The following is an 11,564-nucleotide window of genomic DNA, read 5'->3' as shown; positions in this document are numbered from 1 at the left end:
TGGATTCCTGCTAACAACATGCAGGAATGACGATAGGTTCCTGTATTAGTTGTGCAGAACAGTTTTAGTTTCCCTGTATTTCTCCGTCATTCCGGTGAGCTTTTAGGCCGGAATCGGTTTCCTGCTAATTCTGCCCTATTCTGCCTTACCCTGCTCTCTTTGTGGTTATTGGTCGTCAACAGCATAACGGCATGCTGGGAGGTGTGCCGCTTGGATTCCTGCTAACAACATGCAGGAATGACGATAGGCTGTGATTCTCATGTATTGCTCCGTCATTCCGGTGAGCTTTTAGGCCGGAATCGGTTTCCTGCTCATTCTGCCCTTTTCTACCTTACCCTGCCTTATTCTGCTTATTCTGCTTATTCTGCTTATTCTGCTCTACTCTGCTAATTCTGCCCTTTTCTGCCTTACCCTGCCCTTAAAGCCTTAACTATTCCACCAGCGATTCGGCGGAAGTAGAGCCAAAATAGTGGTTGGTTGGTTTGGGTTCCATATTTGTTATAAATTTCAGCTTTAGGTGGAAGCGCTATTTCTTGAATAAGTCGCCATTTATTTCTGAAGCCTGGAGTGTTGTTTAGTGTTATCAACATGCCATTAACTCCTGACATTGAGCTAAGTAAGACATTGTACTTATTTTCCGAATGAGCTTGGATTTCTGGCTGTTTACACCACGTTTGTAATTCTCTCAACTTCTCCGAATCAAAGTAACCTAGAGTTAAATCAATGCCTACAGAAAAAACGCTAACTAATTCCTTTAGAATAATTAATTGCTTGGTTTGTTTTAATTCTACGGGGGTGAACCTTTCAACCAACAAATAAATATCGTAATACCAAATGAGTTTAATCTTGTCGCCCATTGCTCGGTGATGAAGCATATGAACAATCGCATGCACTAAGGCATAAGGCGTATTAATAAGGTTAATATCAGGTAATGAAGCAGTATCAGCAGAGCTAGATAGCTCTTCAAAAGTAATTAAATTTTGAATTACTTTGCTGTTACTAATTTTAGTATGCACATCAAACAACACATGCATGCCCTCACCTATGCGTTTTGACATACTAAATTCATTACTAATAGCTGTAGGCTCCCATCCCCTAGGGTTTTTATACCCTTGCTGGCTAAACACCTGTTTTGCTTGTTCGTAGTATTTTGTGTCGATAAAAATATCGATATCTGATTTTGTACGAGACTCTGGTGTAGGGTAAATAGAATGCGCTAGGGCAAAACCTTTAAGCACAACAAAGGGAATATTTTCTTCTACAAAAAGGTTTAATAGTTTTTTTGCTTCGCTGTCTAAAAACTTAGTGGCTATGATTTTATGTTGATTGAAACTGTTTATTTGCTCAAAAAACTGATTAAGTTCTAATGTATTAATCTCTGCAAAACTAGAATACATTAACCCAGTAACACCATGCTCTACAGCTAAATTAAATAACAAACTTTGATCTGGTTCTGCTCTTTTGATTTGTTGTACTAAATCGACCCACTCAGCGTTAGCCGAAGTAGTGCACAACTTGGCTAAAAGTCCCAAATAATAAGATTCAGAAAGGTTAGTTATCACTTACATATTCCAAAATATCGTCCTATATTGGTAGGGGTATTGCAGATCACAAAATTGCTGAAGCACGCGTTTTGGTTGGTAAGTTTAACCAAATGATAATTGGAGTTATGGCTAAGAAACTAAATACAAAGCCAGTTCCTTGCACTACTGAGTTATTAAAAAATATATATCCGCTCCCCAATAAAAAATATGCACTGCAACACAAAACATATTTCAACCTACTTTGCGCTGCATATAAAATAAAACTAAGAAGTTCAACGCACAAACAAAGCAGCAAGAAGAATTCTACGAAAACACTCCCAACTAATCGCCCTTCCTTAAGGGAATGAAGTTTATCATTTGGTAACAAAGAAAAATTGAGTTCACTTTGCAATACAAAGCCAATTGCATACATAAGAAACAAACTAAGTATGCCAAGCAATATTATCATCATAAATTTACTAAAAGCCTTTGTAAGTGAAGGTTTGTTTTCTGGCATCCAAAAAGTAATAGAGAAAGTGAAAATACCTACAAACAATAAAATACTAACAAAATGTTGAACGCTTAAACTCAAGTGGAAAATTGAACTACTAATTGCAAACCCTAAAAACATTAAAAAAGCTTGGGTTGAATTTTTTTGTTTGTCTGAGTCGATGTCATAAAACAGTATTGAAATTATCACCGCACTCGTCATCAGTAAAACAAGGTATAGTAAATCGTCTAGTCCTTCATTTATTAGTCTTAGTCGAAATAGTATTAATATAAAAATCAGGCCTAACAAGCTAAACAATGGCGACTTTTTCTCACCAAACTTACTTTTAACTTTCTCTCGTATGGAATTAAATTTTATGAACCGGTTGCAGACACTACCCAACATAAAACTAAAAGTATTTGCAATGACATCCCAATATTGGCTAGTTCGTTGCTCCAAAAGTAATTGCGATGACTCGATTGCGATACTAATTAGTCCCCCTACTAAAATAGCTGCGTATAGCTTTTTATAAGAAAAAGAACTCCCTAAATACTCTACAAAAATATAGCCAAGTGGAAATAACAGAAAACAATTAACGACGAAGTCTCCTGGGTGAATCACCCATGTATAACTGCCTATATTCTCAAATTGAAATGCAAATGGCGAAAGCGTTAATGCCATGGTGATAAAGGCAATATACCAAGCCCAACGGTTAAATTTATTTAGATTTAAATTTAGATTCATAATCCTTGAATTAGAACTAAGCATATATTGACCATAAAAGATCTAGTTTAAAAACCAACCTAATAGCAAGAGTTAGCATAATTCCAACATTAATTAAGCTAGACAATGCAGATGCTTCACTACTTCATTAGGGTTCCTATTTACTAAATATTTAGAATTAGTTTCCCCTATAATTGTTTGAGCTTCTTTGACGCCATCCAGTAAATCAGGAGCCCTACCTTTTAAATTATGACAATCAGATGCTATCGCTAATACTTGCTCATTCTCAATCAACCTAATTGCCATGTCTTGAGCCTCTTCACCAAATTTACCGGTTAAACTGCTTGCGGTCACTTGTAATGGGCAACCTAAATCGATAAAGGTTTGTAATTTAGCCGGGTTGTTAATAAAGGTTTTGTTACGTTCTGGGTGCACAATAATGGGTTGGATATTTTTTTGTAATAACCAACGCACTAAATTGTCACTGCCGTGAGGCACGTCTATACGGGGGAACTCTAGTAAAAATGCCTTTTTACCTTGGTATTCACCTAACCAAGGTATTTGATCTTGTTGTACTAAGGTCATTAATTCTGGGCCAATTCTTAACTCAGCGCCTAGTAGCAATCTAATTGGTATATTTTGGGAGTCGACAAGATCACGAAATTTCACAAAACTTGCGGTTAATTCTGCCTTGGTATTATTAAACCGACCTAGGTGAATGTGCGGCGTAAGTACTTGTGTTGTCACCCCTTGGTCAACCGCCATCTTAAGCATATCAAGGGCTTCTGTTTCAGTGCGAGCCCCGTCGTCAACCCCAGGGAGAATATGACTATGGATGTCGATCATTTGAAAACGCAGAATGTGGCAGACTTAGCAGGGTGGAGCAGAATCGAGCAGACTTGGCAGAGAATAGCAGAATAGGCAGAATAGGCAGAATGTAACAGGTTGCGGCAGACTAAATATTCTGCCGATTTATTATTGTAATTTTTAAAAAAAATTTCTTTAATCATAAAATCTCTCAAATGCAAAAAACAGCGGAAAACCGAAGAGTGGAGCAGCATACGGTAGACTTAGCAGAATGTGGCAGAGAGGTGCAGAATAAAGCAGAACTGCTTACTATTTCTACTCCAAACTGGTCCTATTCTGCCCCATACTGTCCTACTCTGTTTTATTCTGCCTCATGCCGCTCTATTCTGTTTTATTCTGCCTCATGCAACTCTATTCTGCTCTTATTCTTCAACGTTCTAATTAACCCAACCAGCATAAGCGATAGTTCACAGCATTCTTTAATCCATTTCTTGCCAATATCTATTGGAATATAACCAATTTCAATACCTATATCGATCTGTGTCCGTAACTCAGCTACAGACCCTTTTGCATATTCTATAAATCTACATTTATCTGGGTTTGTGCCTCTTTCTAAACCTTCGGCTATATTGCTCGGAACAGATAAAGCGGAACGTGTTATTTGATCCTTAAAGCCAAAATCACGCAATTCTGCCATTTCACGATATAAAGCAATCGCCAATAACCTACTTCTTTTCCATACTTCCATGTTCACAAATTGCATTTCAATAACTCCAAATATTTATCAGGAATTATTAAGAATAGAGTACAAAAGGCAGGATAGGCAGATTAGAGCAGTCTGGGGCAGAAAAAATAGTGTGAAGCAGTTAACTGCTTCACACTATTTTATTCCGTTTCACTCTGCCATTTTCTGCTCTATCCTGCTTCACCCTGCTTTATTCTGTTCCATTCTGCTTCACCCTGCTTCTTTCTGCCCCTTTAGCTTTTTTCCGTCCCGTAATATTCACCCGAATAATAATGATCGCCGTAATAACTCATTTTTTGGGGTTCGGCTTGGGTGAGTACTGCGCCAATTACGTTGGCGTTTAGTCTGCGCAGGCGAGATACGGCTTCTTTTGAGACTTTGATTTTGGTTTCTTCTGCCTTCACGGCAACGATTACTCCGTCGACACTATTAGCGATAACACAGGCGTCGCTCACTGGTAGGGTTGGCGGGCCATCTAAAATGATATGGTCAAAATGTTTCTTCAAAGATGTTAGGGCGCTAGTGAATTTTTCTGAGGTTAATAACTCAATTGGATTGTGAGGTATTGTGCCGCAAGGCATCACATTAAATTCTTTGTTGCCAGTGGGGTTAACAATACAATCACCAAAATTAGCGGTGCCCGCTAATAAGTCAGTTAATCCCAGTTTATTTTCTAGTTTAAGGTTTTTAAATACACTGGGTTTACGTAAATCCACTTCCAGTAGCAAGGTTTTACCCACTTGGCTATAAGCTGCAGCTAGATTCATAGCTAATGTCGATTTACCCTCTGAGCCAGTTGCCGAAGTTACCAGTATGGTTTTAGGGGGGTTATCGATATTAGAAAACTGTAGACCAGTACGAATAGTATTGATGCTCTCAGCAAATACACTGCGAGTATCGTTTATGTATTCCATCTCAGGAATACCATGGGCTTCTTTTTTCTTCAGTGCCATAGTGACACCTAATGCGGGTACATTAAGGTTTTCTTCTACCGCGTCTGTAGTGCGATAGGTGTTGTGCATTGCTTCACGCACGAAAGCTAGTACCACACCTAAAAAGCCGCCAAATAACCCTGACAACACTATGATCAGTTTTACGTTAGGTTTAATGGGTGATTTGGGCACAGTCGCAGAATCAATAACTTGTACATTTGAGGCAGTAAAGTCCCCGCGAATATTGGTTTCCATCAGACGCCCAATAAATGACTCGTAAATACGCCTATTGTTTTCTACCTCACGCTCTAACGCTGTTAACGTGAAATTAGAGCCCTGCAAGGATTGTATGCTCGCCCTTTCTTTATTGATTAAATTTTCAATATTGGTCACTTGTTGGCGCGCTAAATTAAAGTCACTTTTGATACCCTCAACTATTTTAGCAATTTCAGCATTTAAACTTTCTTTAACACTCTTTAATTCACTCACCGCTGCGATCATTTTAGGGTGTTTGGCTTTGTATCGTTCGTCTAACTCATTCACTTTACTTTGCGCACTGGCTTGCTGTTTAACTAAGTCACTGGCAGTACCATTTTGTAATACCGCATTGAGTGAATAAAATGCAGGCGAATCTGCAGGTAAATCTTTAACCTGCATATATGACTCTTCGGCACTGCCAAATTTAGTTTGGGCGTTGATCAATTGGTTATTAAGGCTCTGCATACGTGAATTAGCATCGCGTTGCTGCAGATTGGTATCAACCATGCCTTGTTTAAGCCTAAAGTCTCGTAACTTGTTTTCTGAGGCGGTAAGTTGATCTTTTAAATCCGCCGATTGTTCGCTTAACCAAGCTTCGGTATTTTTAACCTCACCTAGTCGGGCTTCTAAACCAAATTGGATATAAGCTTGGCTAACTGCATTTACTATCTCAGTCGCAAATTGCGGGTCATCCGATTGATAACTTAGATTAATCACCTGGCTTTGTTTGCCACCACTTACCGATAATCCCGATTGAATGCCCGAGGCTAACATCACTTTAATTTCAGTATCTGATAAAGGCTTAGGGGCTTCCTTCTTTTCGGCATTGCCGAATAAAGCGGATACTTCTGCTTTAATTTCGCTGATTAGCGATTTTTCTTTGGATTTATTTTCTTGTTGTTGTTTTTTGTATTTTTCAACTAAATCCAATTTATTCACTACCGTTTCAGCAATTGAGCGAGACTGAATTATTTCGTATTGGGTTTCGTAAAATAAAAAAACTAGCGCCGAAGCGATGTACTGCTCTTCACGAGCCGCATTGGGTTGTTGTGGGTCGGCCAATATTTTAGCGGTAGCTTGATAAATAGGTGTAGAGGTACTTGCTATATACACACCTACTAACAAACAGCATAAGGTAACAAAGAGTATCCCCCATTTAGCTCGTTTAATAATTCGCCAATATTGACTTAAATCAATCACCTCTTCTTGATTGATAAGTTGATCCATTTCCATATTACTAGTTTGTTGAAATGCCATTTACTGCGCCCTTATCTACTGACTCAATTCTAAAAGAAACTTTCATCTATGGTGATCACGTCACCGGGTTGCACTTCGTCCCCTAAAGTGACTTTACGTCTTTGTGATTCATTACCTTCTGGTAGCAGATAAATCTCTTTTTTAGAGGCTCTTTCGGTAAATCCCCCTGCAATTGTTATCGCCATCTGCACTGTCATATTGGTTCTATAGGAATAACTACCAGGTTTTTTTATTTCGCCATTAATATAAAACGGGCGATATTCAGAGACAGCAACGGTTACGCTAGGTTTTTTTAAATAGTCATCACCGAATAATTTAGTCAAAAGGGCTTCTACTTCGATAACTGTTTTTCCTTTAACTTGCACTTGGCCTAACAGTGGTACCGAAATGTTGCCATCGTCAGATATTTTGGCTTCTTTTAAGCCCAACTCTGGTTCATTAAAAACAGTGACCGAAATCACGTCACCGGTAGACAATCGATACACCTTTCCTTCTTGCGCTAAAACCACAAAAGACTGTAAAAACAGTATTCCTAGCAATAGTTTACATATGTTCCTCATTACGACTCCTTTTGAAACAACTTATTCTTAAATACTTTAAAACGATGCATTGGCACCTAGGGTTACAATACTTGCGTCATAGTTGTAAAACTCCAATTCAGAGTCTCTTTTACTGTTTTCATATTCGATGTAGAGCTGCAACCAATATTTTGATTGATAGCTCAGTTTTGCCGTTAAGTTTTTTAATTCATCTTTACGGCTTTGGTTATTATTATAATCAAAGTCGGTATACCGATAACCAATACTAAATTGGGTGTTACTGGTAAATTCATGCGCTAGATTAATGTCATATTCGCTACTGATATAACCACCTAAGGATTGCTCTGCGCTTTCTCTAGCAGCTCTGCTAGCGCCTATTTTTAAAATGGAATAGGTGTTTGGTTTCCACACCATATCTAAGAAATATGACAAACCTGAGAGATCAGCTAAGTTTTCCACGTCATAATCTACATCTTGATAGCCGATTTTAAATGTACTCGAGGTAATAGCAGTAGCGTTCCATTCAACCCCAGCAAGATAAGATGTTTGGCGACTAGAATTATCAACAAACTGGGTGTTTTGGTAGCCAAGTTGTGCAGCGCTGGCTTCTAACAACAACCTAGTTTTAGGTGCAACGCGATAAAAGAAAGTACCTGTGACCGTATCACTATTGTAATCACGAAATGCTTGACCGTTATTTGTGTATTCCAGTTGTTTGTAGGCATATTTCCCCACTAACTGCCCAGTACTTTGTTTAGTGCCATAAAACAATGAAGCAGATATTCCTTTGGTAGTGCGTTGATTTAACTCGTCTAACTGCTGCGACAACGCATTAGTACTGCCGGGTTGCTCGATACTATCTTGATAACCAAAACCAAGATCACTGGCAAACTTATGGCTCAGATCTAATTTCGCTTTAGCAAACATCTCATGTTCAAAATAATCTAGGTTATTGTTGTCTTGGTACTTGGCGTAATTTCCTTTGTAGAGAGCCTGAAAATCGTGTTTACCGTATTGAGTGGCATAGGCAAATTCAGGAGCAACTTGGATAATAGTGCCGTCGACTTCGGCTGAAGTACGATAAATATTGCTATCTTGATGCACACTTAAATCAACCATTGGCGTAAGCCCAACTTCTTGAGAAGTTGCAAATTTGGCACACAGACTCAAGATGATCAGGTATGCTAATCGATGATTCATTTAATCAATTCCTTAAACCATCCCCAAATACCCAATGAAAACCCCTCAAATAAGTTTATCCCCAGTGCTGATTTAACCAAATACAACACTAGCAAACCAAATAGGATGCAAAAACAAAGCCATAAACTGGTAATCAGGGTGACTGTAAATGCAGATATGCGCTTTTCGCGGCGGGAAAGGGATCGATAATTACGCCCAATTAAAAAAACGTAATACAGTTGCTGTGGAATAAAAGGCACTTTAAGGGTACCACGCACATCAACCTTGTGTCGGCCCCATTTTCTTGCACCTAATGCTACTTTTAAGTGCAATAATTGTTCTTCAGTAAAACTTTGCGCAACATGTTGGGGCATTCTGTCCAGCAACTTTCGAATTGCGACTTCCTGTCTAATTTTTTGTTCGTCCACTACTTCACGCCTAACTCAAAAGACCTCGTTGACAGTTATGTCAGAATGCCTTTGATTTTTGATACACTGAGCAAAATTGTACCGTATTGAATCACTAATAAACACGCAATTTATACAGAAACTATCGTTTTGCTTTGTTCATCACCCAGCAAACTAAAATCATAACTTTCTTTTTGTAAATCAAGCTAATAGATCGTTAACAAAAACAAGGGCATTTGTTGCTTTATTGTAATAATTGAATGTAAAACACTCCAATTATTTTAGTGACTTATCAAAAATCCAGCCTAATGTCTGATGTAGATTTAAACCTCATTGACAGAAAGACTGTGCAAACTAAAAGAACATCCATCTGGCTAGTTAACGATTTATTTATCGATACCATGAGCCACAAGCGCAAAGGCATATTCTTCAGCTAAATCTTTTAATCGGCCATATCTGCCAGTATTAGAAAAATGCCCTGCCCCCATATTGGTGCGCATTAGCAATAAATTATTATCGGTTTTGGTGGCTCGCATTTTTGCGGTCCATTTGGCAGGCTCCCAATAAGTCACGCGTGGATCATTGAGCCCGGCGGTCACAAGCATTGGGGGGTAGTCTTTAGCTTGGATATTGTCATAGGGTGAATAACTTTGAATAAGCTCAAATACATCTTTGTTAATCAAAGGGTTGCCCCATTCACTCCATTCAGGGGGAGTGAGGGGTAAGCTTGCATCAAGCATAGTATTGAGCACATCAACAAAGGGCACCGCTAAAATTACCGAACGCCATAATTCTGGAGCTTGATTAACAACGGCTCCCATTAGCTCGCCACCAGCACTTCCGCCTTCAATAGAGATATTTCCTTTGGCAACATATCCCTCGTCAATCAAGTGTTTGGCCACATCAACAAAGTCATTAAACGTATTGTTACGTTTGTCTAATTTACCGTCTAGATACCATTGATACCCCATTTCATCGCCGCCACGAACGTGAACTATGGCGTAAGCAAAACCTCGGTCTAACAGACTTAAACGGGTCGTAGAAAAATTTGCGGGCATTCCGATTCCGTAACCACCGTATGCATACAGGAACATAGGTTGGGTGCCATCTTTCTTAAAGCCTTTTTTGTACACTATGCTGACAGGCACTTTCACGCCATCACGAGCGTCAGCCATAATACGCTCGGTGGCGTACAAATTTTTATCATAACCAGAGGGGATTTTTTTCGCTTTACGTAAATTTAGGGTTTTACTAGCCACGTCATAATCGTAAATACTGTCGGGCGTAATCATGGATTCGTACTTAATACGCACTTGTTGTTGTGAAAATTCAGGGTTATTTCCCAAGCTAACACTGGCTACTTTTTCAGGCAGTGCAATTTCATGAGAGGCTCCTTGATTAGGCAAAATACTGATCGATTCTATTCCTTGAATACTCTGGCCAATGGCGACAAAGTCTTTGAATACTTGCATACTTTTGAGGTATATATTGTCTGAACCGGCTAATACAGGCTGCCATTGGTCGTATTGCACTTGGTTTTCTTGGCTTTTAGCTATTCTAAAGTTGACGTGAGTATCATTAGTTAACAAATAAAAGTGACCATTACCGTGGTCTACTTCTAGCTTAAAGTTCTGCTCTCGGGTGTTCAGCATTCTCGGTGTTTGGTTTAAGTCAGCCATAGGCACTACCGACACTTCTGTTCGGTCAGAATCACCTGTAGATAACACTAAATACTGCTCGCTACTGGTCACATAAAAACCTAAATAAAAGCTTTCATCCATTTCGCTCACTAACACTTTATCGTTACTTTGTTGGGTTCCCAACTTATGCACATTAACACTCAATGGCAGCCATTTATCTTTTTGTAATAGAACATAAATAAGGCTTTGGTTGTCTTGGCTAAACTGCACAGAGCCTGTGGCATCGGATAATTCATCTTCAAAATATTCGTTAGTCACTAAATTTTTGATTTTAATGACGTTTCGCTCACTCCCATCAATGTCCACCGAATAAGCTAAATAGGCATTATCTGGGCTAATATCCCAATCTTCTAAAGAGAAATATTCATGACCTTCGGCCAGCAGGTTTTCATCCATAAAGACTTGCTCAAGATCACTGCCTAACTTACGTCTCACCCAAGTTCGATATTCTGCGCCGGGTTTAAAGTACCAGCGATATTCATAACCATTTTGTTGCCAAGGCACTGAGGTATCGGTTTCATCTACGCGACCTTTATATTCTTCGAATAAGGTATCAACTAGCTTTTTGTGGGGTGCCAAAAACGTTGCGTAATAGTCATTTTCAGCCTTGAGATAATCCAGCACCGGCTTGTCGTTAACTTCTGGATAATCCTGATCTCTAAGCCAATGGTAATTGTCAGTTAGGGTTAGCCCGTGATACTGAGCTTGATACGCTTTTGTTTCAGCCTGAGGCGCCGCCACTGCTAATTGAGGTAAACGAGGAAAAGACTCAGATTTTTTCGCACTGCTGCAACTGGTTAACAAAGACAAGATAATGATCCCTAGACATAAATTAAAATTTAACGACATAAACATACTCCTCTCAAAAACATCAGTGACTAGATGCTAGATGCTAGATGCTATTTAATCATAGATTGTGGTTATCGGTCATCAACAGCATAACGGCATGCTGGGAGGTGTGGCGCTTGGATTCCTGCTAACAACATGCAGGAATGACGATAGGT

General features: G+C 39.1%; 9 protein-coding genes. All 9 read right to left on the bottom strand.

What is annotated here, in order from left to right; genetic code table 11:
• Positions 1-407 precede the first annotated feature (407 nt).
• The gene (locus tag AAC000_RS23350) at positions 408-1,562 is read right to left on the bottom strand and encodes a nucleotidyltransferase family protein (RefSeq protein WP_339726356.1); all 1,155 of its coding nucleotides are present in this window, start codon (positions 1,560-1,562) and stop codon (positions 408-410) included.
• A gap of 46 nt (positions 1,563-1,608) precedes the next feature.
• On the bottom strand, positions 1,609-2,781 hold the full coding sequence (locus AAC000_RS23345; protein ID WP_339726354.1) for a VanZ family protein: 1,173 nt from the start codon (positions 2,779-2,781) through the stop codon (positions 1,609-1,611).
• 69 nt (positions 2,782-2,850) lie between these two features.
• The gene (locus AAC000_RS23340; RefSeq protein ID WP_339726353.1) at positions 2,851-3,582 is read right to left on the bottom strand and encodes a CpsB/CapC family capsule biosynthesis tyrosine phosphatase; all 732 of its coding nucleotides are present in this window, start codon (positions 3,580-3,582) and stop codon (positions 2,851-2,853) included.
• A 352-nt stretch (positions 3,583-3,934) separates the two neighbouring features.
• Positions 3,935-4,306 carry a four helix bundle protein gene (locus AAC000_RS23335; RefSeq protein WP_339726352.1) on the bottom strand — a complete coding sequence of 124 codons (372 nt, stop codon included), beginning with the start codon at positions 4,304-4,306 and terminating at the stop codon, positions 3,935-3,937.
• A 215-nt stretch (positions 4,307-4,521) separates the two neighbouring features.
• Positions 4,522-6,735: a polysaccharide biosynthesis tyrosine autokinase gene (locus AAC000_RS23330; protein ID WP_339726351.1), complete on the bottom strand. Its 2,214-nt coding sequence runs from the start codon at positions 6,733-6,735 to the stop codon at positions 4,522-4,524.
• A gap of 29 nt (positions 6,736-6,764) precedes the next feature.
• Positions 6,765-7,295, bottom strand: coding sequence for a polysaccharide biosynthesis/export family protein (locus tag AAC000_RS23325; RefSeq protein ID WP_215930185.1), 531 nt, complete (start codon positions 7,293-7,295; stop codon positions 6,765-6,767).
• Positions 7,296-7,331: 36 nt separating this feature from the next.
• Positions 7,332-8,474: an outer membrane beta-barrel protein gene (locus tag AAC000_RS23320; RefSeq protein WP_339726349.1), complete on the bottom strand. Its 1,143-nt coding sequence runs from the start codon at positions 8,472-8,474 to the stop codon at positions 7,332-7,334.
• Complete coding sequence (locus tag AAC000_RS23315; protein ID WP_339726347.1) at positions 8,471-8,881, bottom strand: 3-phosphoshikimate 1-carboxyvinyltransferase; 411 nt, start codon at positions 8,879-8,881, stop codon at positions 8,471-8,473. Before AAC000_RS23315 ends, AAC000_RS23320 begins: the two co-directional genes overlap by 4 nt.
• A 365-nt stretch (positions 8,882-9,246) precedes the next feature.
• Entirely contained in the window at positions 9,247-11,409 is a 2,163-nt protein-coding gene (locus AAC000_RS23310) for a S9 family peptidase (protein WP_339726345.1), read from the bottom strand.
• Positions 11,410-11,564 lie beyond the last annotated feature (155 nt).

Source organism: uncultured Paraglaciecola sp. (assembly GCF_963977085.1).
GTDB lineage: Bacteria > Pseudomonadota > Gammaproteobacteria > Enterobacterales > Alteromonadaceae > Paraglaciecola.
The sequence above is the reverse complement of the archived record's forward strand: the minus strand, read 5'-3'. Positions and strand labels throughout refer to the sequence as shown.